The sequence below is a fragment of the Pseudomonas sp. KH_017 genome, assembly GCF_057840285.1.
In genome coordinates, this window is the sequence record NZ_CM174509.1 from 2,781,963 (window position 1) to 2,808,090 (window position 26,128).

The 26,128-nt window shown below is 61.2% G+C and carries 23 protein-coding genes and 1 pseudogene; 11 read left to right on the plus strand and 13 right to left on the minus strand.

Features of this window, described 5'->3' with window-relative positions:
• Positions 1–529: 529 nt before the first annotated feature.
• The 7 genes and pseudogenes from AC3IT6_RS12690 to AC3IT6_RS12720 all read left to right on the plus strand — a co-directional run bounded on the left by AC3IT6_RS12690 (position 530) and on the right by AC3IT6_RS12720 (position 8,938).
• Positions 530–1,771 carry an MFS transporter gene (locus AC3IT6_RS12690; protein WP_489355941.1) on the plus strand — a complete coding sequence of 414 codons (1,242 nt, stop codon included), beginning with the start codon at positions 530–532 and terminating at the stop codon, positions 1,769–1,771.
• Positions 1,755–2,858: a DegT/DnrJ/EryC1/StrS family aminotransferase gene (locus tag AC3IT6_RS12695; RefSeq protein WP_489355943.1), complete on the plus strand. Its 1,104-nt coding sequence runs from the start codon at positions 1,755–1,757 to the stop codon at positions 2,856–2,858. Before AC3IT6_RS12690 ends, AC3IT6_RS12695 begins: the two co-directional genes overlap by 17 nt.
• A 94-nt stretch (positions 2,859–2,952) precedes the next feature.
• Positions 2,953–3,107: pseudogene (locus AC3IT6_RS12700) on the plus strand (gamma-butyrobetaine hydroxylase-like domain-containing protein); the annotation flags it as partial.
• A gap of 90 nt (positions 3,108–3,197) precedes the next feature.
• The gene (lexA, locus tag AC3IT6_RS12705) at positions 3,198–3,815 is read left to right on the plus strand and encodes a transcriptional repressor LexA (protein ID WP_489355945.1); all 618 of its coding nucleotides are present in this window, start codon (positions 3,198–3,200) and stop codon (positions 3,813–3,815) included.
• Positions 3,815–4,432, plus strand: coding sequence for a translesion DNA synthesis-associated protein ImuA (gene imuA / locus AC3IT6_RS12710; protein WP_056724376.1), 618 nt, complete (start codon positions 3,815–3,817; stop codon positions 4,430–4,432). Before lexA ends, imuA begins: the two co-directional genes overlap by 1 nt.
• Positions 4,433–4,439: 7 nt before the next feature.
• A complete protein-coding gene (locus AC3IT6_RS12715) occupies positions 4,440–5,855 on the plus strand; it encodes a Y-family DNA polymerase (protein WP_489355948.1) in 1,416 nt (471 codons plus the stop codon).
• Positions 5,831–8,938, plus strand: coding sequence for an error-prone DNA polymerase (locus AC3IT6_RS12720; RefSeq protein ID WP_489355950.1), 3,108 nt, complete (start codon positions 5,831–5,833; stop codon positions 8,936–8,938). The genes AC3IT6_RS12715 and AC3IT6_RS12720 overlap by 25 nt, the downstream gene beginning before the upstream one ends.
• Positions 8,939–9,058: 120 nt before the next feature.
• Here AC3IT6_RS12720 and AC3IT6_RS12725 read toward each other — a convergent pair whose 3' ends face one another.
• The 7 genes from AC3IT6_RS12725 to AC3IT6_RS12755 all read right to left on the minus strand — a co-directional run bounded on the left by AC3IT6_RS12725 (position 9,059) and on the right by AC3IT6_RS12755 (position 16,431).
• A complete protein-coding gene (locus AC3IT6_RS12725) occupies positions 9,059–9,721 on the minus strand; it encodes a flavin reductase family protein (RefSeq protein ID WP_007973324.1) in 663 nt (220 codons plus the stop codon).
• A 12-nt stretch (positions 9,722–9,733) separates the two neighbouring features.
• Positions 9,734–11,221 (minus strand): amidohydrolase family protein, encoded by a 1,488-nt coding sequence (locus AC3IT6_RS12730; protein WP_489355952.1) that lies wholly within the window; start codon positions 11,219–11,221, stop codon positions 9,734–9,736.
• Complete coding sequence (locus AC3IT6_RS12735; RefSeq protein ID WP_489355954.1) at positions 11,218–12,414, minus strand: amidohydrolase family protein; 1,197 nt, start codon at positions 12,412–12,414, stop codon at positions 11,218–11,220. Before AC3IT6_RS12735 ends, AC3IT6_RS12730 begins: the two co-directional genes overlap by 4 nt.
• 143 nt (positions 12,415–12,557) lie before the next feature.
• A complete protein-coding gene (locus tag AC3IT6_RS12740) occupies positions 12,558–13,625 on the minus strand; it encodes an extracellular solute-binding protein (protein WP_489355956.1) in 1,068 nt (355 codons plus the stop codon).
• A 16-nt stretch (positions 13,626–13,641) separates the two neighbouring features.
• Complete coding sequence (locus AC3IT6_RS12745) at positions 13,642–14,430, minus strand: ABC transporter permease (protein WP_057714357.1); 789 nt, start codon at positions 14,428–14,430, stop codon at positions 13,642–13,644.
• Positions 14,427–15,344 (minus strand): ABC transporter permease, encoded by a 918-nt coding sequence (locus AC3IT6_RS12750; protein WP_015094870.1) that lies wholly within the window; start codon positions 15,342–15,344, stop codon positions 14,427–14,429. Before AC3IT6_RS12750 ends, AC3IT6_RS12745 begins: the two co-directional genes overlap by 4 nt.
• Position 15,345: 1 nt before the next feature.
• Positions 15,346–16,431, minus strand: a complete 1,086-nt coding sequence (locus AC3IT6_RS12755; protein WP_489355958.1) for an ABC transporter ATP-binding protein — start codon at positions 16,429–16,431, stop codon at positions 15,346–15,348.
• A 140-nt stretch (positions 16,432–16,571) separates the two neighbouring features.
• On the opposite strand from AC3IT6_RS12755, the gene AC3IT6_RS12760 reads away from it, so the two are divergent.
• Together AC3IT6_RS12760 and AC3IT6_RS12765 are read left to right on the plus strand one after the other, a co-directional pair.
• Positions 16,572–17,261 (plus strand): GntR family transcriptional regulator, encoded by a 690-nt coding sequence (locus AC3IT6_RS12760; RefSeq protein WP_046038514.1) that lies wholly within the window; start codon positions 16,572–16,574, stop codon positions 17,259–17,261.
• Positions 17,262–17,512: 251 nt separating this feature from the next.
• Positions 17,513–19,624, plus strand: coding sequence for a hybrid sensor histidine kinase/response regulator (locus AC3IT6_RS12765; RefSeq protein WP_489355960.1), 2,112 nt, complete (start codon positions 17,513–17,515; stop codon positions 19,622–19,624).
• Here AC3IT6_RS12765 and AC3IT6_RS12770 read toward each other — a convergent pair.
• The gene (locus tag AC3IT6_RS12770) at positions 19,614–19,799 is read right to left on the minus strand and encodes a hypothetical protein (RefSeq protein WP_489355962.1); all 186 of its coding nucleotides are present in this window, start codon (positions 19,797–19,799) and stop codon (positions 19,614–19,616) included. The two genes, AC3IT6_RS12765 and AC3IT6_RS12770, sit on opposite strands and share 11 nt — an antisense overlap.
• Between AC3IT6_RS12770 and AC3IT6_RS12775 the strand changes: the two genes are divergently transcribed.
• Positions 19,798–20,031: a DUF465 domain-containing protein gene (locus AC3IT6_RS12775; RefSeq protein ID WP_458369605.1), complete on the plus strand. Its 234-nt coding sequence runs from the start codon at positions 19,798–19,800 to the stop codon at positions 20,029–20,031. The genes AC3IT6_RS12770 and AC3IT6_RS12775 overlap by 2 nt on opposite strands.
• Positions 20,032–20,289: 258 nt before the next feature.
• On the opposite strand, the gene AC3IT6_RS12780 is transcribed toward AC3IT6_RS12775, so the two are convergent.
• The 5 genes from AC3IT6_RS12780 to AC3IT6_RS12800 form a co-directional block, all read right to left on the minus strand.
• The gene (locus AC3IT6_RS12780; RefSeq protein ID WP_223442942.1) at positions 20,290–21,369 is read right to left on the minus strand and encodes an SMP-30/gluconolactonase/LRE family protein; all 1,080 of its coding nucleotides are present in this window, start codon (positions 21,367–21,369) and stop codon (positions 20,290–20,292) included.
• Positions 21,366–22,511 (minus strand): sterol desaturase/SRPBCC family protein, encoded by a 1,146-nt coding sequence (locus AC3IT6_RS12785; RefSeq protein ID WP_223442945.1) that lies wholly within the window; start codon positions 22,509–22,511, stop codon positions 21,366–21,368. Before AC3IT6_RS12785 ends, AC3IT6_RS12780 begins: the two co-directional genes overlap by 4 nt.
• A gap of 106 nt (positions 22,512–22,617) precedes the next feature.
• Positions 22,618–23,481 carry a LysR family transcriptional regulator gene (locus AC3IT6_RS12790; RefSeq protein ID WP_489355966.1) on the minus strand — a complete coding sequence of 288 codons (864 nt, stop codon included), beginning with the start codon at positions 23,479–23,481 and terminating at the stop codon, positions 22,618–22,620.
• A gap of 271 nt (positions 23,482–23,752) precedes the next feature.
• The gene (locus AC3IT6_RS12795) at positions 23,753–24,067 is read right to left on the minus strand and encodes an SCP2 sterol-binding domain-containing protein (RefSeq protein ID WP_015094878.1); all 315 of its coding nucleotides are present in this window, start codon (positions 24,065–24,067) and stop codon (positions 23,753–23,755) included.
• Positions 24,068–24,145: 78 nt separating this feature from the next.
• Positions 24,146–24,856, minus strand: a complete 711-nt coding sequence (locus tag AC3IT6_RS12800) for a histidine phosphatase family protein (RefSeq protein WP_489355969.1) — start codon at positions 24,854–24,856, stop codon at positions 24,146–24,148.
• A gap of 201 nt (positions 24,857–25,057) precedes the next feature.
• On the opposite strand from AC3IT6_RS12800, the gene sohB reads away from it, so the two are divergent.
• Positions 25,058–26,080: a protease SohB gene (gene sohB, locus AC3IT6_RS12805; protein WP_223442954.1), complete on the plus strand. Its 1,023-nt coding sequence runs from the start codon at positions 25,058–25,060 to the stop codon at positions 26,078–26,080.
• Positions 26,081–26,128 lie beyond the last annotated feature (48 nt).

The following is a 26,128-nucleotide window of genomic DNA, read 5'->3' on the forward strand; positions in this document are numbered from 1 at the left end:
TTCCTTTTTGAATCTGTATTTTAGTTTTTGGCAAGTAGAAATGATCTTGCTGCGTTGAGTAAAATATTTCTGTAGGAGTAAATGTGCGTTTTGTACTTTTTTATTGATTTTTATTTTTTTCAGATGCTAATTTTTTTAGAAAGGCGACGAACGGTAGACCTTGTTTCTCGATCGTCCGTTTTGTTCGAGTAAGGAGTGCGGGGTTTTACGTCTGCGGGTTATCGAGCGGCACGCTCAGGGGGATGACCTGCAACAGGTGTTTAGCAATGGGCATGAACGGGGATTTATCCGTGGGCACGGGCGTACCTGGTACAACTCACACCCGAAACCGCCCCAATCTGATGTGTGCGAGCCTGCTCGCGAAAGCGGAGGGTCAGCCAATGAAGTATCGACCGATATACCGCTTTCGCGGACAGCGGCTCAAGGTCTCGATTCTCGGTCGAGGAGAACTCGAAGTCTGCCGAGGGGGATTGAAGCTCGCTACGCACTTAAATGAGGACGCAAGTATAGGTCTCAAGGAGGATTACTTATGATCTCAATTGCCGATCGCTTATCACCTTATACCGAAGCGCTGAGCGTCTCGTCTTTTCGCAAGTTGCTCATTGGACAGAGTCTCTCGATGGCCGGCGACGCTATTTGTCTGGCCGCGCTGCCAATAGCGCTTATACGGACCGGTTTCGGAGCAGAAGTATTCGGTTTTGTTATGGCGGCAGTCGGGGTAGGAACCGTGATCGGGGCCTTGGTCGGAGGTTTGCTGGCGGATCGAAAGTCGCCGAAGCAAGTACTGATTTACACCGACACGACGAGGGGTTTTGCGCAACTGGCCGCAGTGGCACTGATCGTCTCCGGTACGCCTTGGTGGTACCTGGTCTTTGCCTACATGATATTTGGTATCGGCATTGGGGTTTCCCGTCCGTGCGCTCAGGTACTGCTCGTCAATTTGCTGCCCAAGCAAGCACTGGTGGCAGGCAATGGTGCGATGAACTTTGTCGACAACCTGGTCGCTGTGCTGTTTCCCGCGACGCTGGGTGTATTCATCATTTTCTGGGATCCGGTCTGGGGCATATTGATCGATGGTCTGACATTCTTCTGCGCCGCCATTTACACGGCGATGTTGCCTAATGTGGAGCCCCATGAGTTCGAGGAGGAGTTCTCGATCCGAGAAGCGGTCAATGGCATTGCCATCGTTACCGGCAACTCCAAGCTTTTGCTGGGCTTCGCGGCCACCCTCGTGGTGAACGTATTGTGTTTCCCGATTTTCCTGGTCGTCGCTCCCTATGCCATCAGCGATCGATTCAATGAAGAAATGTGGGGTGTGTGTCTGGCCGCCTCGGGATTCGGCGCGTGCATTGGATCAATCATCACGGTACTCGCTTCCGGCCATGCACGACTGATGGGGCTTGCCGTGACCTGTGGATTATTCCTGGCTGGCGCAATGGCTCTCCTCGGCATGGGAAGCGCACCCTGGATGGCAATACTGGGGGCGACCTTCGTGGGCATCGTCGAAGCGTCCTGGTTGACGGGATGGGCCACCGCGATGCAGACACTGTCTCCCGAGAAGGACCTCGGTAAAGTGGTGGCAGTCGATACGTTTTTTACCAGTGGCCTGCACCCCTTTATTTATCTTGGAAGCGGAATCGTCGGCGGGCTGATTGGTTACTCCCAGACCCTTTCCCTCACGGCAATCCTCAGTGCAGTGGGTACCCTGTTCATTGTTTTGGCGGCCTTTACGCTCATGCCAAGGAGTGCTCAAAATGATCAAGTGCAATAACGTGCAAGAGCAGGCCCAAGATCTTTCAGCCCTGATTTTTCAACGTTGGCAGGAGCTTTTGGTGACGGGAGACTTTGTGCTTGGCGAGGAAGTCACGAGGTTCGAAGCATGGATGTCCGAGCGTTGCAACAGGGCTCATGCCATTTCCCTCAATTCAGGCACCGACGCTTTGCTTCTGGCGATGCGGGCTCTCGGAATAGGGCCCGGCGATGAAGTCATCACCTGTGCAAACACCTTCGTCGCGACGGTGGGGGCAATAGTTGCCGCTGGCGCCACACCCGTTCTGGCAGATGTGGGCGATGATGAACTCATAAATGCCGATACCATCGAGCCTCTCATGAATGCCCGGACGAAAGCAGTCATACCGGTTTACCTGCGCGGCCGTCCAATGAATATCGACGCGATAATCGACTTGTGCCGTTCTCGCCATGTGGCGGTAATCGAAGACTGCGCCCAGGCTATCGGCACTACCCTTGACGGGCATCAAGTGGGCACTCGTGGCGATGCATCAGCCTTTTCCATGCATCCACTGAAGACACTCGGTGGCTTGGGAGATGGTGGGGTTCTGGTGACGACCCATCCGAAGATTGCCGAATATGCCAGGAGGGCACGTAATCACGGGTTGGAAACGCGCAATGAATCAGTGTTGTTCGGAATCAATTCGCGCCTCGATTCGTTGCAGGCGTCAGCCCTCAACATCAAGGCCCAGTATTTAGACCAATGGTTGAAGCGGCGACGGGAAATCGCTGCTTTCTATGATCAGGCCCTTAGCGAGACAGCGACGGCGGTAGACCTTGGTGGTGGCAAGCCCGGTGGGTCTTACTATCACTATGTGGTGCAGTCGAAGCACCGAGACAGGTTACAAAGCTACCTGGCCGAAAATGATATCCAAGCGGCTGTTCATTATCCGACACCTATTCATTGGCAAGAAGCTTGGTTGAAGAGCCAAGCTCAGGTTGTTTTGCCCAATACCGAGCGCTTGTCCCGAGAAATGCTCACTCTTCCTTGCCACCATCATTTGACAGACAGTGACGTTGAAAAAATCGTAGGCGCGATTAAGCGCTTTGAGCTGATGGAAAACCAGTGACCTGGAGCGGTTCTTCGAAGCGCTGGATCAGGCGTTGGAGCTACTGCGATGTACTTGCCTGCCGGTGCCGTCACGGCGCTGGAAGATTTGGCGGGTTGATGCGCAGGTTCGGGTGATCGAACTGAACCCGCAAGGGTATGGCCTGCAACTGGTCTTCAGCGATGGGCATGAGCGGGGGGGGGTTATCCGTGGGCCTACCTGGCACAACTCACCCCTGTAGGAGCGAGCCTGCTCGCGATAGCGGACTGACATTTGACTGTGCTGGCCTTATCGCGAGCAATCGAGCGTCGACCGGCTGCTCCTACAAGTCCTTGCCAGGAAAAAGCCAAAAGAGTACAAGTGTACTCCATGACGACTCTGACTCCCCGCCGTACCGCCATCCTGACCTTTATCCGCGATCGCATCGCCGAGCACGGTCAGCCTCCGAGCCTCGCTGAAATCAGCGAGGCGTTCGGTTTCGCCTCCCGCAGCGTGGCGCGCAAGCATGTGCTGGCGCTGACCGAAGCCGGGTTTATCGAGGTCAACCCGCATCAGGCCCGGGGCATTCGCCTGCTCGGGCAGCCGCCGCGTCCCGAGTTGCTGGACATCCCGGTACTCGGCCGGGTGGCGGCCGGTGCGCCGATCGGTGTCGATGCGCAAATCCATAGCCGCTTGCTGCTCGATCCGTCGATCTTCTCGCGGGTGCCGGACTACATGTTGCGGGTGCTGGGTGATTCGATGATCGAGGACGGCATTCTCGACGGCGACCTGGTGGGCGTGCACCGCAGCCCCGAGGCCGTTAATGGCCAGATCGTCGTGGCGCGGCTCGACGGCGAAGTCACCATCAAGCGCTTTGAGCGGGTCGGCGATGTGGTTCGCCTGCTGCCACGCAACCCGGCCTACCAGCCGATCATTGTCGAGGCCGACCGGGACCTGGCCATAGAAGGTGTGTTCTGTGGTCTGGTGAGGCAAGGCTGATGGGCGCCGTCGTTGCGCTGGATACGCTGTTCAATGGCGGCCAGGTCTGGAAGGGCCGGCCTGCGCCACCGGCCGCCAGCCCGCAACCCACCGGGCATGCCGCGCTGGACGCCGCATTGCCCAGCGGTGGCTGGCCGGAGGCGGCGCTGACGGAGATCCTGTTGGCCGGGCAGGGCGTGGGCGAGTTGCAACTGGTGTGGCCGACGCTGGCACGGTTGTCGGCGGCGGGCGAGCGTATCGTGCTGGTGGCGCCGCCTTATGTGCCGTATCCCCAGGCGTGGCAGGGCGCCGGGGTCGATCTGCGTCAGTTGTCGATCATTCAGGCCAGTGAGCGCGATGCGCTGTGGGCCGCGGAACAATGCCTGCGCTCGGGCAGTTGCGGCGCGGTGCTGTGCTGGCCGCACAAGGCCGATGACCGCGCCTTGCGCCGCTTGCAGGTGGCGGCGGAAACCGGCCAGACCCTGGCCTTCGCCTATCGTCCCCTCGGTGAAGCGATCAACCCTTCGCCGGCGGCCCTGCGCATTGCCATCGATGCCCGACCGGCACAACTGCGCGTGCTCAAGTGCCGCGGCGGCCTGGCCCGTTCGGCGCCGATTGCCTTCGCCGTGGGGCATTGAGGTTGCCATGCGCTGGGTCTGTATTCTTTTCCCGCAATTGGCGCTGGACGCGGTACTGCGTCAGCGCGCCGGTCCCGATGAACCCCTGGCGTTGCTGACCGGCCCGGCCCAGCGCCGGGTGCTGCAGGCCGTCAACGGCGCGGCGCGGGCGCTGGGGTTGAGTCCCGGCCAGTCCATGAGCGCGGCACAGGCCTTGAGCAAAGGCTTTGTCACGGCTGAATACGACGCCGCTGAAATCGAACACTGGCAGCAGTTTCTCGCCGCCTGGGCCTATCGCTTCAGTTCCCAGGTCAGCGTGCATTACCCCCGGGCCGTGGTGTTCGAGATCGAATCCAGCCTCGGCCTGTTCGGCGCCTGGCCGCAATTCGAAGCGCTTCTGCGCCGTGAGCTCGGCGAACTGGGGTTTCGGCACCGCATCGTGGCCGCGCCCAACCCGGTGGCGGCGCGAGTGCTGGCCAACACCTATGACGGTCTGGTGGTCCCGGACGATCAAGCCTTGCAGCATCACCTGGGGCAAATGCCCGTCGACCGGATCGGCTTGGAAGCACCGGTCGCCACGGCCTTGTCGCGCATGGGCTTGCGCACCTTGAGCCAGGTGCAGGCGTTACCCCGGCATAGCCTGGCCCGGCGTTTCGAGGCCCAGGTGCTCAAACATCTGGATGCCCTGTCGGGGTCGCGGCGGCTGGCGCTGGCGTTTTACCTGCCGCCGGACCGCTTCGATGTGCGTATCGAGCTCAATTTCGATGTGCAGTCCCATCAAGCCTTGCTGTTTCCGTTGCGCCGGTTGACCGGCGACCTGTCGGCGTTCCTCAGCGGTCGTGACAGCGGCGTACAGCGTTTCGACCTGCATCTGGAACACGCCGGGTTGCCGGATACGCTGATCAAGGTCGGCCTGCTCAGCGCCGAGCGCGATCCGGCGATGCTCTTCGAGCTGGCCCGGGGGCGGCTGGAACAAGTCCAGGTCGAGGCGCCGGTGCGCGGCTTTCGCCTGCGCGCCGAGGATTTGCCGACCTTCGTGCCCCAGCATCAGGAGCTGTTCGACGATCGCCCGCAGCAGTCCTTACCCTGGGAGCAACTGCGCGAACGCCTGCGTGCACGGCTGGGGGATGACGCGGTGCATGGCTTGCGCTTCCAGGCCGATCACCGCCCCGAGTGCGCGTGGCAGGCCAGTGCCGACAGCCAGGCCTGCGCGGTGCCGGCCGCGGTGAAACGGCCGGGCTGGCTGCTGACTGAACCGCTGGCGGTGCATCAGGGCTCGGCGCGCATCCTCATGGGGCCGGAACGTATCGAGTCCGGCTGGTGGGACGGCGACGACGTACGCCGTGACTATTACCTGATCGAAACCCGTGCCGGCCAACAGGGCTGGGCCTACCGGGCGGTCGGTGAGGATGGCCCGTTGTGGTTGCAGGGCTGGTTCGCATGAGCAGCGACTATGCCGAATTGCACTGCCTGTCGAACTTCAGCTTCCAGCGCGGTGCCTCCAGTGCCCTCGAACTGTTCCAGCGCGCGAAAAGGCAGGGTTATCAAGCCCTGGCGATCACCGACGAATGCACCCTGGCGGGCATCGTTCGCGCCTGGCAAGCGGCGAAGTCCGTGGAGTTGCCGCTGATCATCGGCAGTGAAATACGCATCGAGAACGGTCCGAAACTGGTGCTGCTGGTGGAGAGCCTCGAAGGCTATCAGGCGCTGTGCCGATTGATCACCCGCGCCCGGCGCCGCACGCAGAAAGGTCAGTACCAGGTGCTGCGCGAAGACTTCAGCGAACCCTTGCCGGGATTGCTGGCGTTGTGGGTGCCGGACGCTGTCGATGCCTTTGAACAGGGCCGCTGGCTCAAACAGGTCTTCGCCGAGCGCCTGTGGCTGGCGGTGCAGTTGCATCGCGGCCAGGACGATGCCCAGCGCCTGAACGATCTGCTGAGCCTGGCCAGGGAGTTGCGCATTGCGCCCGTGGCCAGTGGCGATGTGCACATGCACGCGCGCGGCCGGCGCGCCTTGCAGGACACCATGACCGCGATCCGTCATCACCTGCCGGTGGCCGATGCCGGGTTGCGCCTGCACCCCAACGGCGAACGCCATCTGCGCAGCCTCGACGTGCTGCAGGCACTTTATCCGCCAGACTTGCTGGCAGAAACGCTGAACATCGCCCGGCGCTGCACCTTTGATCTTGGCCAGTTGCGTTACCAGTACCCCCGCGAACTGGTGCCGCAAGGGCACTCGGCCACCTCGTGGCTGCGTCATTTGACCGAGGAAGGCATCGAGTGGCGCTGGCCAACAGGGCCGAAAAGCGAAGTGCTGGTGCAGATCGACAAGGAGCTGCAACTGATCGCGGAGCTGGGCTATGAAAGCTATTTCCTGACGGTCCACGACATCGTCCGCTTTGCCCGTCAGCAACAGATTCTTTGTCAGGGTCGTGGTTCTGCCGCCAACTCGGCAGTGTGCTTCGCTCTGGGGATCACCGAAATCGACCCGGATCGCACCACACTGTTGTTCGAGCGTTTTCTCTCCAAAGAGCGCAATGAACCGCCGGACATCGACGTCGATTTCGAGCATGAACGCCGCGAGGAAGTCTTGCAGTACGTATTCCAGCGCTATGGCCGGGCCCGGGCCGCGTTGACGGCGGTAGTCAGCACTTACCATGCGGCCGGTGCGGTGCGCGATGTGGCCAAGGCCTTGGGCTTGCCGCCGGACCAGATCAACGCCCTGGCCGATTGCTGCGGTCACTGGAGCGATGAAACACCGCCCGTGGAGCGTCTGCGCGAGGGCGGGTTCGACCCCGAGAGCCCGGTGCTGTACCGGGTGCTGAGCCTGACGGGGCAGTTGATCGGCTTCCCCCGGCATTTGTCCCAGCACCCCGGTGGTTTCGTGATTTCCGAGCAGCCGCTGGACAGTCTGGTGCCGGTGGAAAATGCCGCCATGGCCGAGCGCACCATCATCCAGTGGGATAAGGATGACCTCGATGCAGTCGGTTTGCTCAAGGTCGATATTCTGGCGCTGGGCATGCTCAGCGCGATTCGCCGATGTTTCGATCTGCTGCGCCGACATAGGGGGCTGGACCTGAGCCTGGCGACCATCCCGTCCGAAGATGCGGCCACCTACGAAATGATCGGTCGGGCCGACACCATCGGCGTGTTCCAGATCGAATCCCGGGCGCAGATGTCGATGCTGCCGAGGCTCAGGCCGAAGACGTTTTACGACCTGGTGATCGAGGTCGCCATCGTTCGGCCGGGGCCGATCCAGGGTGGCATGGTGCATCCGTACCTGCGGCGACGGAACAAGGAAGAACCGGAGGCCTATCCGTCACCGGAACTGGAAGTGGTACTCAAGCGCACCCTCGGCGTGCCGCTGTTTCAGGAACAGGTGATGCAGATCGCCATCGTCGCCGCCGACTACAGCCCCGGCGAGGCCGATCAGCTACGTCGCTCCATGGCCGCCTGGAAACGCCACGGCGGGCTCGAACCACACAAGGAGCGGCTGGCCGCCGGGATGAAAAAAAACGGCTACACCGCCGAATTCGCCGCGCAGATCTTCGAGCAGATCAAGGGCTTTGGCAGCTACGGTTTTCCCGAGTCCCACGCGGCCAGTTTTGCCTTGCTGACCTACGCCAGTTGCTGGTTGAAATGCCACGAGCCGGCGGCCTTCGCCTGTGCGCTGATCAACAGTTGGCCGATGGGGTTCTACAGCCCGGACCAGATTCTGCAGGACGTTCGGCGTCATCATTTGCAGGTTCGCCCGGTGGACGTGCGCGCCAGTGACTGGGATTGCAGCCTGGAGCCGATCGCCGGTGCGCAACCGGCGATTCGCTTGGGGCTACGCATGATCAAGGGTTTTCGCGAGGACGATGCCCGACGCATCGAGGCGGCACGCTCGAAAGGTGCGTTTGCCGACATCGCCGACATCGCCGACCTCGGCGAACGGGCACGACTCGATGCCCGCGCCCAGGAGCAACTGGCCGATGCCGGCGCGTTGCGTGGCCTGGCTGGCGACCGGCATCGGGCACGCTGGGAAGTGGCCGGGGTACAAAAGCAGCTGGGTTTGTTCGCCGGCCTGCCGAGCCAGGAGGAGGACGCGGTGTCATTGCCAAAGCCCACCGTGGGCGAGGACCTGCAAGCCGATTACACCAGTGTCGGCACCACCCTCGGGCCACATCCGCTGGCCCTGTTGCGCGGAGAGTTGAAGGCCCGGCGCTGCCGCAGTTCGAAGGAATTGCTGGACGTCGAGCACGGTCGGCCGGTCAGCATCGCCGGGCTGGTCACCGGCCGACAACGCCCGGCCACCGCCAGCGGCGTGACCTTCGTCACCCTTGAGGACGAGTTCGGCAACGTCAACGTGGTGGTGTGGCGCGACCTGGCCGAGCGGCAGCGCCAGGTGTTGGTCGGCTCGCAGTTGCTCAAGGTCGATGGGCGATGGGAGAAGGAGGGGGAGGTCCGGCATTTGATTGCCGGACGCTTGAGTGACCTGAGTTTGTTGCTCGATGGCATCACTGTGCGGAGCCGGGATTTTCACTAATACCGCAAAACCAGTGGGAGCGAGCTTGCTCGCGATAGCGGTGTATCAGACACATTAATATTGAATGTGCCGACGCCTTCGCGGGCAAGCCCGCTCCCACAGGTTTTGTGCAGCCGCGGCTTACTTGGCCAGCGGCCAAAACCGCTCCCCACCCCCCGGCGCATCCGTCCAGGCCTGTAACGAACGCGTCGGCAAGTCGAAGTAATCCCGCGTGCGCGCATAGCCATGCCCGCCCATGCGTCCGATCGCATCCAGCCCCAACTGATCGATGTACAGGGTTTTCGGATCGATCAGTTCGTCCCGCACATGGGCCATCAGCACTTCACCAAAGATAATCTCCCGGGATTGGCCGATGGACAGCGCCATCATCCGCCGGCACTCCAGTGCCACCGGGGCTTCGCCGATGCGCGGGCATTTGACCGTGGTGCCGGGGATGGCGGTGAGGCCAGCGGCGGTCAATTCGTCGAAACCGGGGGCGAAGGGCACGGCGCAGACGTTCATGGCTTCCACCAGCGCATCGCTGACGATGTTCACTGTGAATTCCTGGTTGAGTTGAATGTTGCGGGTGGTGTCCTTGGGGCTTTGGTCGCCGTAGTTTTCCACGCCCAGGGCGAGGATGGGCGGGTCGGCCGACAGCGCATTGAAGAAGCTGAACGGCGCCGCGTTGATCCGGCCTTCGCCGTCGACGGTGGTGACCAGGGCAATCGGCCGTGGCACGACGCTGCCGATCAGGATCTTGTATTTGTCCCGTGGGCTCAATGTGCTGAAGTCGAAGCTTTGCATGGGCAGAAATCTCTAGAGGAGTGGATCAATCGCGCTCAGTGGCGCGTGGGCGCTGTAGTCGTCGGCGAACGGGATGGCTGGCTGGAACAGGCTTTTCCAGTCCGGTTGGGCAAAGGCCCGGTCGCTGTGGCTGCGCATCAGTTTTTCGAATTGTTGTTGGGCCTGGCGTTGCAGGGCGGGGTAGTCGATGCCCAGGACCTGGCATTCGTGCATCACGCAACGGCCATCGATGTAACTGGCGATGCAATCGTCACCACGCCCGGCCAGTACAAGATTCTTCAGCGGATCGAATAGCGGCCCCAGATGCATCCCGCGCAGGTTGAACACGGTGATGTCGGCCTTGCACCCCGGTGCCAGCCGGCCGAGATCGTCGCGGCCCAGTGCCTTGGCGCCGCCAAGGGTCGCAGCGTTGTACAGGTCCAGCGTGCTGGTCAGCTCGTGGCCACCCTCCATCAATCGAGCGATGTTCAAGCCCTGGCGCATGTTGTCCAGCAAGTCCGCCGGCCAGGTGTCGGTGCCCAGGGCGAAGTTGATGCCCTTGGCCCGATAGCGGCCAAACGAATTCAGCGCCTCGCCGTCCCGGGCAAACACCACCGGGCAATGCACCAGGCTCGCGCCGCCATCCACCACCCGTTGCAGGTCGTCATCGCCTCGGGTGTAGATGCCATGGGGCAGCAGGCTGCACGGGGTCAAAAGCCCAAGCTGCTGCAGCCAGCCCAGAGGCGAGGTGCCGCGCAGTTGCTCGACCAGCGCCACCTCGCCGAGGCCCTGGCAGCAGTGCAAACGCATCGGCGCGTTCAGTTCCTGGCTCAGTGCTGCGGTGCGTTGCAGCAACGCCGGGGTACAGGTCTGGATGCGATCGGGCAGCAGCGCGCCGCGAATCAGGCCGTTGTGCGCGCCGTCAAAATCCTGAAAGAACCTTTCAGCGGCATCGAGGCCAGCCATGCCCCGGGCTTCGTCCCAGTGGTGCGCCAGGGTTCCATCGGCCTGCCAGTAGCTCATGCCGCTCATGTAGCAAGGGCCGAGGTAAGTGCGCAGCCCCAGTTCGGCAGCCACGCCTGCCACCGCCGCAAATTCGTCGTAGGTTTCGGCCCACTCGCGGTAATACATCGAAGTGATCGGCATGGCCGTGGTGATGCCGTTGCGGATCAATTGGGTGAAGGCGTAGCGGTATTTGAAGACTTCTTCTTCGGGGCTGTAGCTCTCCCGCGATCCCCGCGCCAGATACTCTGCCGACCACATCCGGCCCATGGCGCGCTCGTCGCCGTTGTCCAGGGTCAGCACCGTGGAATCGAGATCGCCAAGGGCATCCAGGTCGATGAAGCCTGGACCGATCAGCGCGTTGCCGTAATCGATCCATTGATCCACCGGGCCCGGATAACCGCGCCCGACAAACTCGATGCGTGAACCGGCGAACACCACTTCGCCATCGCGCCACAGCACATGCTGCGTGCCGTCGAAGCCGACCACACAACTGGCGCGCAAGCCGATGCGCTTCACAAACGGCTGTCCAGCAAACGGCCACCCGCAGCAATCAACTGACCCGCGCGATAAACCTGACGCAACGGCCGCGAAACCACCGCCTCACCCAGTGTTTGTACCGGCATCAACAGGAAGTCTGCCGGCTGGCCGATCTCCAGGCGATTGGCTTCGCAACCCAGCGCCTGGGCGCCGTTGACGGTCGCCGCCTCGAACGCCGCAGCGAGTTCTTCGTCCTTGTTCAAATCGAAACGGAACGCCAGCAGCATCGCCCGCTCCAGCATGTCGCCGTTGCCCATGGGCGACCAGGCATCACGAATGCCGTCCGAGCCCAGGCACACATTCACGCCGGTTTCGCGCAGGGCCAGGAACGGCGGCACCGCACAATCGGCCGGGGCCGAACTCATCAGCGAAATACCCAGCGTCGCCAGGCGTTCGGCCACCGGTTTGACCTGGCTCCACGGCAACATGCCCAGGCAATACGCGTGGCTGATCATCACTCGACCTTGGCGGCTGAAACGCTCGGTGTAGTCGGCGATCAGCGCGATCTGCCACAGGCCCAGTTCACCCTTGTCATGCAGGTGAATGTCGACGCCACGGTCGAACTCGCTGGCCAGTTTGAACACGAAATCCAGTTGTGCGATGGGGTCGTTGTCGATACCGCACGGGTCCAGTCCGCCGACGTTTTCCACGCCCAGGGCCATGGCTTCGCGCATCAGTTCGGCGGTGCCGGGGCGGCTGATCAAACCAGTCTGCGGGAACACCACCAATTGCAGGTCGATCAGGTCGCGGTAGTTTTCACGCAGTTGCTGCATGGCCTCGACATGCCGCAGGCCGAATTCCGGGTCGATGTCGACGTGGCAACGCATGGTCAGCGAGCCACGGGCGATGCAGTTTTCCAGCAAGGCGCCGGCCCGTTGCGCGATGGGCGTGGTGACTTCGCGCAGGATGCGCCGCTCGTTGGCGATGTAGTCCTTGAGGGTCGGGCCGGCGCTGTTGGGGCGCCAGGGTTGGCCCCAGAGGGTTTTGTCCAGGTGCACGTGGCTTTCCACCAGGGCGGGGGTGAGCAACTGGTTCTGGCCGTCGATGTCGGTGGCGAGCAGCTCGGTGGTCGAGGCCGGGCGGCGTTGGCTGAAGTGGCCGTTTTCGATCAGCAGGTCTTCGGCAGGGGCGCCGTAGGGGCGCACGTTGCGCAGCCAGTGGGGTTGGGTCATGAGTAACCTCAATGAATTCTCTGGTGTCTATGTTGGCCTCTTCGCGAGCAAGCCCGCTCCCACATTGTCCGTGTGAACACTGGAGATCCCTTGTGGGAGCGGGCTTGCTCGCGAAGGCCGCAAACCGGTTTCAAGTCGAACAATCAGCCCTTGAGCTTGGCCCAGATCCGGTCCTGCAGCTCCCGCGCCTTGTTGCTGCATTCCTTTTCCGGGCGCAGGCGCGAGGCGAATTCGTCGGGCATGTTGATGGCGTCCATCACTCGCCATTTGGCATCGATCAGCTTGTCGCTCTGGATGCCGTTGTCGTAGGCGATGGCGTTGGAGACGGCGGCGGCGTTTTCCGGTTTCATCATCCAGTCGATGAAGATCTTCGCGTTGCCGGGGTGCGGTGCGCTTTTCGGTACGGCGAAGTTGTCCTGGAACATCGCCAGGCCTTCCTTCGGATACACGTACTTGATGGTGCTCTTCTGCAAGGTGGCCCGCGCTGTAGAACCGTTCCAGTTCTGCATCATGATCACTTCACCGGAGGCCATGCGGTCGACGGTGTTATCCGAGCTGTACATCTTCAGGAAGGGTTTCTGTTTTTGCAGCAGTTCGAGGATGCGCTTGGCGTCCTGGGGATTTTCACTGCACTCGTCGACATTCAGGTAGTGGCTGGCGGCGTTGATCACGCTGCTGGAGGTATCGAGGGCCGCGAGTTGGCCTTGCAGTTCCTTGCGCGGCTCGAAGAACTCTTTCCACGAGTCGTCGAGCTTGCCGCCGGGCACTCGGGCGCTGTCATAGGAGAACCCGGTAGTGCCCCACAGGTACGGTGCCGAGAACTTGCGGCCCGGGTCGAAGCTCGGGTCGCGGAACGCCGGTTTGACGTACTGGAAGTTGGGCAGGGCCGAGGCGTCGATTTCCAGCAGCAGGTCCTGGTTGATCAGGGTGCGCATGATCGATTGCGACGGCACGATCACGTCATACGCCGCGCCGCCTGCCTGCAACTTGGCCAGCAGGGTTTCGTTGCTGTCGTAGCCGTCCATGGTGACCTTGATGCCGGTTTCCTTTTCGAATTTGGCCAGCAGTTCCACCGGGTAGTAGTCGGTCCAGTTGTAGAAGAACAGTTCCTTGGGCTCGGCGGCCTGGGCGCCGAACGCAGTGAGCGCGGTAAAGCAACTCAAGGCCAGACCGGCAACGGCGAAACGGATGCTTTTCACTTTCTTGCTCATATAGAAGTCTCCAGGCTTATTGTTGTTTGCCGCGCTGTCCCAGCCAGAAGGCCAGCACCACCAGCACGATGGAAATCACCAGCATCAGCGTTGAAATCGCGTTGATCTCCGGTGTCACGCCGGCCTTGATCGCCGAGAAGATGTACACCGGCAGGGTCGTCGAGCCGGGGCCTGCGACGAAGAAGGTCATGATGAAATCGTCGAGGCTGACCACGAACGCCAGCACCGAACCGGACAACACCGCCGGCCACAGCAGCGGCAAGGTCACCCGGCGAAACACCTGCCACGGGTTGGCGTACAGGTCGTTCGCCGCTTCCAGCAGGCTCTTGTCCAGGTCATTGAGCCGCGCACGAATCGGCAGGTAGGCGAAGGGAATGCAGAAGCCGATGTGCGCGACGATCACCGTCAGCAGACCGAGCTTGATTCCCAGCGCCATGAACAGCAGCAGGGTGGCCACGGCGGTGACGATCTCCGGCAGGATCAGCGGCAGGTTGATCCCGCCCTCGACCATTTTCTGCCCGTAGAACGGCCGGTAAGTCGCCAGCGCCGCGAGCAGGGCAATCGCGGTGGCACAAACGGTGGCGATACTGGCGACGATGATCGAGTTCAGCGCCGCCGTCTGGATCGACGGGTTGGCCAGGATTCGTCCATACCAGTCGAACGAGAACTCGGTCCACACCGTCGCCGAGCGATTGGCGTTGAAGCTGTAGGCGATCAACACGAAAATCGGCAGGTACAGATAAGCCAGCATCAACAGGCTGACTTCACGGGTCAGCGGCAGTTTTTTCAGGTGCAGGGCGATCATGCTTGGGCTCCTGGGCGTTGGGTCTTGGCGGCATTGCGGCTATAGAGGGCGTAGAGCACCAGGGACAGCAACATGATCCCCAGCAACAGGAACGACAGCGAACTGCCCAGCGGCCAGTTGCGCGCGGTGCCGAACTGCTGCTGGATCAGGTTGCCGATCATCAGGGTCTTGCCGCCGCCGAGAATCGCCGGGGTAATGAAGGCGCCCAGGCTTGGCACGAACACCAGCAACGCACCGGCGATCACGCCCGGCATCGACAGCGGCAGGATGATCCGGCGCAACGCGTGCCAGCGGTTGGCACCGAGGTCGTAGGCGGCTTCCACCAGGCGCCAGTCGAGTTTTTCCAGGGTCGAATAGATTGGCAGGATCATGAACGGCAGGAAGCTGTAGACCAGGCCGACGCTGACCGCGAAGTCGTTGTAGAGCAGGGTGATGCCACCGGCTTGCGGGAACAGCGCGTTGAGGCTCTGGGCGACCCAGCCGTGTTCACGCAGGATGATCAGCCACGCGTAGTTGCGGATCAGCAGGTTGGTCCAGAACGGGATGGTGATCAGTAATACCATCAGGTTGCGCCGGCGCGGTGTCAGGCTCGACATCCACAACGCCACGGGGAAGCCGAACAGGAAACACAGGACCGTGGTGCCGCCGGCCTGGAACACCGAGCGCAACAACGCTTGGGCGTAGACCCAGTTCAGTTCCAGTTCACCGTCGAAACCTTCCTGGAAAAACAGCTGCACATAACTTTGCAATTGCCAGTCGGCCTGCCAGTCGACGCCGCCATAGACGTTGCGCGGCAACAGGCTGATGTAGCCCATGATGCCCAGCGGAATGGCGATCAGGGCCAGCAGGGTCAGGACCACCGGGCTGAGCAACAGCGCGCGGTTGAGGGCTGGGGAAGTGCTGCTGACGCTCATCTCAGGCCTCCATCAACAGGCAGGCGTGGGGCGGCAGGTTGACCGCGACGCGATCGCCCACCACCCGCCCGTGGTTCAGGCCTTCGTTGTTCTCGCGCAGCATGACCTTGATGTCGTTGTTCAGGCGGCATTGATAGAGCGTGGCCGTGCCGACATACAGCACGGCCTCGATCACACCGCGCAGGTGATGTGGCTGCGTTGGCTCGACCAGTTGCGAACGCTCGGGGCGGAACGCCAGTTGCACCTTGCTGCCGTCAAAGCCCTGGGCCGGGCAGGGGATTTCCACGGGCATGCCGTTGGGTACGAAGAGCTTTTCGTTTTGCTGGCCGCGCTTGAGGTGGCCGGGGAGGAAGTTGATGTCGCCGATGAATTGCGCGACGAACTGATGCTGCGGCCGTTCGTAGATTTCATTGGGCGTGCCGATTTGCAGGATCTTGCCAGCGGACATCACGGCAATGCGATCGGACAGGGTCAGGGCTTCTTCCTGATCGTGGGTGACGAAAATGAAGGTGATCCCGGCTTCTTTCTGCACGCGCTTGAGTTCGACCTGCATTTCCTTGCGCAGCTTGAGGTCCAGGGCCGACAGCGGCTCGTCCAGTAACAGCACTTTGGGTTTCGGCGCCAGAGCCCGGGCCAGAGCCACCCGTTGCTGTTGGCCGCCAGACAGTTCGGCCGGTTTGCGCTTGGCCAGGTGCTGCATTTGCACCAGCGCGAGCATCTCGTCGACGCGCTGCGGGATGAGTTTGCGATCAAGGCCCTGCATCTCGAGGCCGAAGGCGATATTCTGCGCAACACTCATGTGCGGAAACAGCGCGTAACTCTGGAACACCGTGTTGACCCGACGCTTGAACGGCGGCAAATCGTTGACCGGCTCGCCCGCCAGGCGGATCTCACCGTCGCTGACATGCTCGAAGCCGGCGATGGTGCGCAGCAGGGTGGTTTTGCCGCAGCCAGAGGGGCCGAGCAGGGTGAAGAATTCGTTGTCGGCGATGTCCACCGAGACGTTATCGAGGGCAGGAGCCAGCCCCGGATCGTCGGAGTATCGTTTTGAGACGTTTCGCACTTCGATTGCTGTTGGATGACCCATTATGGTGCATTCCTCTAATTATTGTATGCAAAATCTGGATGCAATTTAGAAATACCCGGATTAATCTGCCCGTGCAAGCCCCTTTTTCAAAGGCTGTTCATTCGCCAGGGTCGGTTGCACAGGGCGCCAGGAGTTGATGAATGACGGAAAAGAAACTGGAAACCACGGTCGACCGCGTCTACCAAGGGGTTTACGAGGCGATCAGCAAACGCTCGTTGCGTCCGGGCATGAAGCTTGGCGAAGCCTCTTTGGCCGAGCTTTTCAATGTCAGCCGCACGTCCGTCCGGGCCGCGCTCAAGCAATTGGAGGCCGATGGACTGGTCACCACCGAGCCCAATAAAGGTGCGTCGGTGTCGTTGCCGAGTGACGAAGAGATCCGTTCGCTGTTCGAAACCCGTCGCCTGGTCGAGATCGGTATCGTCAGCGAACTGTGCCGTCGGCGTGATACGGCGGTGACCCAAGACCTGCGCGATCACTTGCTGCTGGAGGATGAAGCGCATCAGAGTGGTGATCACGAACGGCTGATTCACCTGCTCGGCGAGTTCCACATCAAACTGGCCCGCAGCCTGAACAACCCGGTGCTGCTCGACTGGTTCCAGAAGCTGATTTCCCGGGCATCGCTGTATGCCGCTGCGCTGGACGACGACAGCCATGAGGTCTGCCGCGACGACGAACACCTGCGGTTGATCGAGTACATCGAAGCGGGGAACCAGAGCGCGGCCATCGAGCTGACCTGCATGCATTTGAATGGCATCGAGAAGGCCATTCTGGATGTCGCGGCCACGCTGAAAAGCAGTTACAACCCGCTAAAGCACTTGATCGAGGTGTAGTGCACGGTCTTTCGGTTACTGAGGACTAAATTGTGGGAGCGGGCTTGCTCGCGAAAGCGGTGTATCAGCAGACGAATATGTTGAATGACACACCGCCTTCGCGAGCAAGCCCGCTCCCACAGGGAATCTCTACTGGCCACAGATTCCCGGCTCGACAAGGAAGCCTCAGAATCAGCTATACCTCTATGAAACGAATAGCGTGCAGGACGCTCGAAACAAACGGGCGCAACTTACCGGGATAGAGCCAGCCGATGCAGTTTCTAGAGGATAGCCACGGGTGCTCCGGGTGGAACGGCGAAATGGCCGGGCGCATTCGTGCGTTCGACTGGAGCCTGACCGAACTTGGCCCGCTCGATTCATGGTCCAGGAGCCTGAGCAGCGCGGTGCAGTTGATGCTCGCGTCCTCGTTGCCGATGGTGATGCTCTGGGGGCAGTCCGGGTACATGATCTATAACGACGCTTACTCCAAGTTTGCCGGTGGGCGTCATCCGTACCTGCTGGGGTCTACGGTGGAGCTGGGTTGGCCAGAAGTCGCCGAATTCAATCGCCACGTGGTCGACACCTGCCTGGCGGGCGGCACCTTGTCCTATCGCAACAAAGAACTGGAGCTGCTGCGTGACGGGGTTCCGGAAGATGTCTGGATGGACCTCTACTACAGCCCGGTGGCTGACGATGACGGACGTCCGGCCGGGGTCATGTCCATGGTGGTGGAAACCACGGAGCGGGTGATATCCGAGCAACGCCGACAAGTGGCTGAAGACGCTTATCGTGCGGATAACGAGCGGGTACGCCTGGCGTTGAACGCCGGTGCCTTGCTCGGTTCCTTTGTCTGGGACATCAAGGCCAACGTGCTGACGGGTGATGAGCGCTTCGCTCGCACGTTCTCTTATCCACCCGGGCAAGACTTGGGCAACCTGTCTCAGGAGATCGTCGAAGGGCGGATCCATCCGGACGACCGTAGCTGGGTTCAGGAACGGGCCACGCTGGCGGTCGAGACTGGCGAACCCTACAACGTCGAGTACCGGATCCAGCGCCCCGACGGCAGTTACTTCTGGGTGCTCGCCAGCGGTTGCTGCGAATTCGATGAGCAAGGCGAGGCATTTCGTTTCCCCGGCGTGCTGATCGATATTCACGAACGCAAGATCGCCGAAGAATCCCTGCTCAAGTTCACCCGCAACCTGGAGCAACGGGTGGCCGATGAGGTCGAGGCGCGGCTGGCGGCGGAAGAGCAACTGCGCCAGTCGCAGAAGCTGGAAGCCATCGGCGGCCTCACCGGCGGTGTGGCCCATGACTTCAACAACCTGTTGCAAGTGATCGCTGGCAACCTGCACCTGTTGGCACGCCATGAGCCGAATAACCCCAATGTGCAGCGCCGGGTATCGGCGTCGATTGCCGCGGTCGAGCGCGGTGCCAAACTGTCCTCGCAACTGCTTGCATTCGCCCGTCGCCAACCGTTGTCGCCCGCGGTCTCCACGTTGCGGCAGATTTTCGATGGCCTGGCGGAACTGTTGCAGCGTGCCTTGGGGGAAACCCTTCAGGTGCACATGGCAGCGCCTGAAGATTCCTGGAATGTGTTTGTCGATCGCAATCAACTGGAAAATGCCATTCTCAACCTGGCGATCAATGCCCGGGACGCCATGCAGGGTGAGGGGACCATTGATCTTTGTGCGGACAACATCGTCCTCGATCGCAAGTTTTGCGCCGGCAAGGGCATTGCTGCCGGGGACTATGTGCGGGTGTCCGTGACGGATACCGGCGTCGGCATGCCGCCGCAGGTGCTGGCCCAGGCATTCGAGCCGTTCTTTACCACCAAGGCCGACGGCCAGGGCACCGGATTGGGCCTGAGCATGGTGTTTGGCTTCGTCAAGCAGAGTGGCGGTCATATCGAAATCGCCAGCGACGTGGGGCGGGGGACTCGGGTGCAGTTGTACTTCCCGCGCACCTTGCGCGCGGCACCCAGCGAAACGCCGGGCCCTGTTGTGCCGCAACGGGGCGGGCACGAACGCATCCTCGTGGTCGAAGACAATGAGGCCGTGCGGGTGTCGGCGGTGGAGTTGTTGCGCGAAGAGGGCTATCAAGTCCTGACGGCGACCAACGGTGATGTCGCCATGCAAATGCTGCTGGAAGGGGTGACCGTAGACCTGATATTCACCGACGTGGTCATGCCCGGCCTGATCAAGAGTTCGGACCTGGCGGCCTGGGCGAAAGTGCAAGAACCACCGGTGGCCGTGCTGTTCACCTCGGGGCATACCCGCGACATCATTTCGCGCAATCACCAGCTCAGCCCCGACACTCACCTGTTGAGCAAACCCTACAATCCCGAAGCACTCAGGCAGATGGTGCGCATGGTGCTTAACGGCTGAAACCAGTGGAGACGCCGGTGCAGGCAAAGGTTTTATCGCCTGTGCGACAGGACGACGAACGGACACCGCTGGTCTGACAGGTGGTCGACAGAACGGGCAAACCGAGGCCATTCTGATAGTTGGTGAACGCAATTGATCGCGTTTCGCTGCCGATCAACAAACGGAGGTGTTCCATGCCGGTGCCCCATGACCTTTATCAGGATCTGAAACGCTCAAAGGAAGAAATCCAGCAGAAACGCACCAAGGATCCGTTACTGGATTCACTGCTTAACAAGTATTCCCAGGCGGATGCCGAAGTGGTGAAAGCAGAGGAGGCCAAGTCCAACGATGACACCGTAAGGAAGCTCAAGGAGACTCGCTTGCTGGTCAAGGACAAGATCGTCAAGCAACTGGGCTCGACATCCTGACCCAGCGTGCTGCCACCGACGACCGGTGGCCGGAAAGTTGGAAAGTTGGAACGGCAACCAGAACCGGCACCTCGAATGCTCAGAGACCGATGTTACGGCTCTCAACGAGGTGCCTCATGACCCAGCCCGAATATCCCAGTGAACTGAACGCTGTCCCATGTGGGAGCGGGCTTGCTCGCGAATTGGGCCTGCCAGTCAATGTCGATGCTGAATGTGCTGACGTCTTCGCGAGCAAGCCCGCTCCCACAGGGGGGCTGCTCATTGCAATGCCTTGCTCAACGGCAATCGCACCATGTTCTGCGCTTTCAGTGAACCGAAATACAACCAGTCCCCATACTCGCGCACCGTGGTGATCGGTGAGTAGTTGTCGCTGCTGCCGTCCTGCAGGTTGGCGATCACTTTGCCCTCAAGGTCCAGGCCCAGGGCAAATCCGCGTTTTTCCACGGGCTTGGGCAAGACGGTCATGGCCCGCACGATCATCTTGCGTACCAACGGATGCGCCGCCGTGGCGTCGAGCAATGGGTTTCGGGGGGCATACAGGGCCACCCAGAAGCGGTCGTGGCCATTGAACGACAGGTTGTCCGGCAGCCCTGGCAGGTTGTCGATAAACAGGTCGTGGGTACCGGCCTTCGGACCGCTGAGCCAATAACGGCTGATGCGGTAGGCACCGGTTTCATTGACCAGTACATAGGCATCGTCCGGTCCCAGGGTCACGCCGTTGGCAAACTCCAGCTTATCCAGCACAACCGACGTCTTGCCGGTCTGGAAGTCGTAGCGCAGCAGTCGACCGTCGCCGCCGTGTTCGATCACGGCCTCTGCGTCGTGACCATAGCCGAAGCGGCTCGAAGCATCGCTGAAATAAGCGTAGTGACCAGGTTTGTCGATAACCACATCGTCGATAAAACCGAAGGGAACGCCGCCGGCCTCTGTGGTCAAGGCCACCAGGCGTCCCTGGGCGTCGAGGGACAACAAGCCTTTGACGGCATCGGCGATCACCAGCAGACCATTGGGATGCCGGGCCAGGCCCAGTGGCCGGCCACCGGTAACGGCCAGGACTTTGGTGGTCTTGCCGTCCAGGCTCGTGCGGATCAGGCGACCGTCGTGCAGGCCGGTGATGAGTGTGTCGTTTTCCAGCAGCAAGGCTTCCGGCCCGTCGATGTTGGCGGCACCCACGCGTTCCACCCCCTTGAGCCGCTGATTGTCGGCGTAGATTCCGCTGGTGAGGGACGGCGCAGGTTGTGGTGTCCAGGCCACCGGTCGCACCTTGGTCGGCATCAGCAACAGAAAGGCGCCGATAACGACGATGACCAGCAACAGACATTTGAAGGTTCTGCTCACGCGCCGACCCCTGTCGCCACCAGGTACTTCTGCGCCATGTCGCGCAACGCCAGCATCGACGCCGCCGATTCCCGATCGATGCGCCGCTTGAGCAACAACCGGTTGGCAATGCGCATCGCCAGGCCGCTGAATTGATACTCAAGGGTGCGGACGAAGCGGGTGTCCTCGCCTGTGGCATCGCATTCATAGGTCACCACCAGCGACAGGCCGTGATCACCCCGGGCCTCAGCGCTCCAGCGCCGTCCGGGCAGATATTCCGTCACTTCCCATCTCAAGTGCCCGTCGCGCCCGCCGGCACGGATGTCTTCCTCGAAACGTGCGCCGGCATACAACGGACCTTTTGGCCCATCGATGCGCAGCGACGACGGATGCCATTGCGGCCAAAGGGTCACGGTGCTGGCGTAGGCAAGTACCTCGACCGGGTTTCCGGCAATGACAATCTGATGCTGCATGCGGGTCATGGGCGTTCTCGTCGGGTTGAGCGGCGCAGGTTCCGGCTCCCAATAGAGGGTGCCGAACAGGTAGTCCATCAGCGGGAAAACGATGTTGAAATTACGCTCCTGCATCAATTCGCGGCGGTGATGCAGTTCGTGCAGCCGGCGCATCTGGCGGATCCACGGCAATCGTGTGGCCAGGTTGCGCGACGGCAGATGCTCGCAGGCATGAAACACTTCGTAAGTCAGGTAACCGAGGACAAGAAGGCCGCCGACCAATCCGGCGACGTTGGTATTGATGTGCTTGAGCAGCCACCAGAGAGGCAGGGCGACCGCGAGGGTGTGCAGCACGATCAGCCACGCCGGAAACAGAATCACCCGCCAGTCGCGGGCGCTGTCGTAGGTCATGTGGCCAGGGGTGAAAAAACTGTGGTGGTCGACTGCGTGACGGGCATAAAACAGCCGGGCGAAGCTCTTTTTATGATGCCCCAGGTGGCGATGCACCATGTACACACCGAGGTTGAACAACAGCAGCGTGACGGGCACCGCCAGCCATTCCGCTGGCCGCACCTGATGTACGTTGCTCCAGAAAGCGCTAATCGCCACTGCCCCGAACACCAGGACAAACACGCCGTGCAGCCAGGGGTTGTAGAGCGGATGAATGTCGGCGCGGTAACGGCTGCGGAATCCTTCGGTGGTCTGCCTCACTGCAATCACCTGTCGTTTTTGTTATCTCTTTCAGATTAGCCGATCCCGGTGATTTGACGGAGCGAACCTTGAGGACACAACGGCCATGATCCGGTGCAAACCGGTCTCAGGTCAGCGGATCCCAGCGTTGCGACCAGTCTTCGTCGGAATCGATGACCTTGCGCAGCAGGTCGAAGGCGCGTTGCAGTGTCGGCGAGTCACGATCGCGCGAGTAGACCAGATAGGTCGGGTAGCTGAATTCCGGCGCCTTGGGCACCCGTTCCAGGGCGCCGCTTTGCAGATAGCTCTGCACGACGCGGGTACGGAAGTAGCCACTGCCGCCGTTTTCGAGAAGGTACTGCAAGCCCAGCGGGCCGAGATTGAAACTCAGCGCGGCCTTGGCTTTTTCCGGTAGGGCAGCGTCGTGCTGGCGTCGGAATTCGCTGCCCCAATCGATGTACACATAAGGATCGGGCTTGTCGGCCTGGCGCACGAGAATCAGTTTTTCTTCGAGAACCTGCTCGACTTGCAAGCGCGGCCAGTACTCGGGCTGATACACCAGCGCGGCATCCAGAACGCCCAACTCCAGTTGGCGCAGCAGGTTTTCGCCGTCGCGGATTTCCATGCGCAGGGCATGGCTGGGGATATTTTGGCGAATTTCGCCGGCCCAGCCGAGCATCAGCGGGTTGCACAGACTCACCTCGCCGCCGATGTGCAGCACATCGCGATAACCCTCGGGCAACGGCAAATCACGCCGCGCGGCTTCCCAGGTTTGCACCAGCTGATTGGCGTACACCACGAACGCTTCACCGTTGGGCGTCAGGCGGGCACCGGCACGATTGCGCACGAACAGGGTGCTGCCCAGCTGGCTCTCGAGTTTTTGCACCCGCGCGGTGATCGCGGTCTGGGTGACATGGAGTTTTTCCGCGGCGGCAGCCAGGCTGCCATGGCGGACGATTTCGAGGAAGGTGCGGGCGAGGTCGATGTCCATGGGGCGGCCGGTGTTGTAAGTGCTCGCATTGTAAGAGCGGATACCTCATTGGTACCACTCATACCCTGTGGCGAGGGGGCTTGCCCCCGTTGGGGCGCGAAGCGGCCCTTTAGACCCGCTCAAACATAGCGGGGCTTCGGATTGACGACTGCTTCGCAGCCGAACGGGGGCGAGCCCCCTCGCCACAGGGAAGGCAGAAACGACGAATCCCGCCACTAAGGGCGGGATTCGTTTGCAGCAGGCACGCTCCCGAAGTTCGGGAGCCCAGTGCTTACGACGGGAACAGCTCGGACAGTTTCATCGCCAGCATCATGTCGCCTTCAGCGCGCAGTTTGCCGCCCATGAACGCTTGCATACCGTCAGTCGAGCCGTCGACGATGCCTTCCAGGGTTTCGCCGTCCATCACCAGGGTCACCTGGGCGTCCGGGTTCTCGCCTTCCTGCAGCTCGCAGGTCTGGTCTTTGACGATCAGCGAGAAGTTCTTGGTGTCGTCGATGCGGAAACCGAAGACCAGGTCCAGACCGGCAGCAGCGGCTGGGTTGAACTTGGCTTTCATTGCTTGTACGGCGTCTGCTACGGAGGTCATGGTTCGATCCTTTCTTGAGTAATAAGAGCTGGGTAATAAGAGCTGGGTGATTACAGCCAGGGTCACAAAAGTCCGGACTCAGCGAAACGTGATGAGTTCCGGAGCCTTCAACAGTTGCAGGTGCGCATGACTGTTGAAGGAAGCCAGGGACACCTCGCGACCACGAAACTTCAGCTGGTTGAGCGAGGTGTTGACGATTTGCCAGTTCAATTCAAAGGCCTGCCGGGCAGGCATTTGTGTAATCAGGTGGAGCAGGGCGGTGATGGTGCCGCCGGACGTGAACACGGCGATTTTCTGGGTGTTGTCGGCCTGATCAAGGATGCGATGCAAGCCGGCCTGCACCCGCTCGACAAACCCCAGCCAGCTTTCCAGGCCCGGTGTGTCAAAGGTACCGGCCAGCCAGCGTTCGATGATCAGGGCGAAGATACGCTGGAACTCACCGCGGTTTTGCGCGGCGTTGCGCAGGATGTCCAGGGCTTCGGGTTCGTCCGGCAGCATGGCCGGCAGCAGCGCGCGGATCACCGCATCGGCGTCGAACTCGTTGAAGGCGCAGTCGGTTTCCAGCAGCGGCACCGGCAGGCCCACCGCGGCGAATTGCTCCAGCGCGCTGTTGGCCGTGTGCTGCTGGCGGCGCAGATCTCCCGCCAGGCAGCGGTCGAAGCTGATCCCGAGTTCGGCCAGGTGCCGGCCAAGGATTTCAGCCTGACGAATGCCGGTCGGCGACAGGACGTCGTAGTCGTCCGCACCAAAGGAGGCCTGGCCATGTCGAATCAAATAGATGCTGCCCACGTCCGCGTCTTCCCGGTACGTTGAAGGTTTGGCGAGGTTATGAGGATGGCGGTGTGCTGTCAATGAAAAAACATACGCTTGTTTGAAATGCCCGTTACAGGCCTGTTGCCAGAGCTTTGACGGCTGGTCGCAAGGTCGGCGCATGGGTATGCTGGAGGTATCCCGCGCGCGTTCGAGCCGCGCATCGTTTGAGGAGTCCCTGTGGAGTTTTTTTCCGAGTACGCCATATTTCTGGCCAAGACCGTGACCCTGGTGATCGCCATTCTGGTGGTCCTGGCCAGTTTTGCGGCCTTGCGCAGCAAGGGGCGGCGCAAGTCGTCCGGCCAGTTGCAGGTCAGCAAGCTCAATGATTTCTACAAAGAGCTGCGCGAACGCCTGGAGCAGACCTTGCTCGACAAGGACCAGCTCAAGGCCTTGCGCAAGACCCAGGCTAAAACCGACAAAAAGCAGAAGAAAAAACCCGAGGCCAAACCCCGGGTGTTCGTGCTGGATTTCAATGGCGATATCAAGGCTTCGGCCACCGAAAGCCTGCGCCACGAAATCACGGCCTTGCTGACCCTGGCCACACCGAAGGACGAAGTGGTGCTGCGCCTGGAAAGCGGCGGTGGCATGGTTCACAGCTACGGCCTGGCCTCCTCGCAACTGGCACGAATCCGTGAGGCCGGCGTGCCCTTGACCGTGTGCATCGACAAGGTCGCGGCCAGCGGTGGCTACATGATGGCGTGCATTGGGCAGAAGATCATCAGTGCACCCTTCGCGATTCTCGGCTCGATTGGCGTGGTGGCGCAGTTGCCCAACGTCAATCGCTTGCTGAAAAAGCACGACATCGACTTCGAAGTGCTGACCGCTGGTGAATACAAACGCACCCTGACTGTGTTTGGCGAAAACACCGAGAAGGGCCGGGAGAAGTTCCAGCAAGACCTGGACATCACCCATCAACTGTTCAAGAACTTCGTGTCGCGCTATCGCCCGCAACTGGCGATCGATGAAGTGGCCACCGGCGAAATCTGGCTCGGTGTCGCAGCGCTGGACAAACAACTGGTCGACGAACTCAAGACCAGTGATGAATACCTCTCCGAGCGCGCCAGCAAGTCCGAGCTCTATCACTTGCATTACGCCGAACGTAAAAGTCTGCCGGAGCGCATTGGCATGGCCGCCAGCGGCTCGGTCGATCGCGTGCTGCTGAACTGGTGGAGCCGATTGACCCAGCAACGCTTCTGGTAACGGGCCAGGAGATACAACAAAACATCCAACCGGGGCATTTGCCCCGGT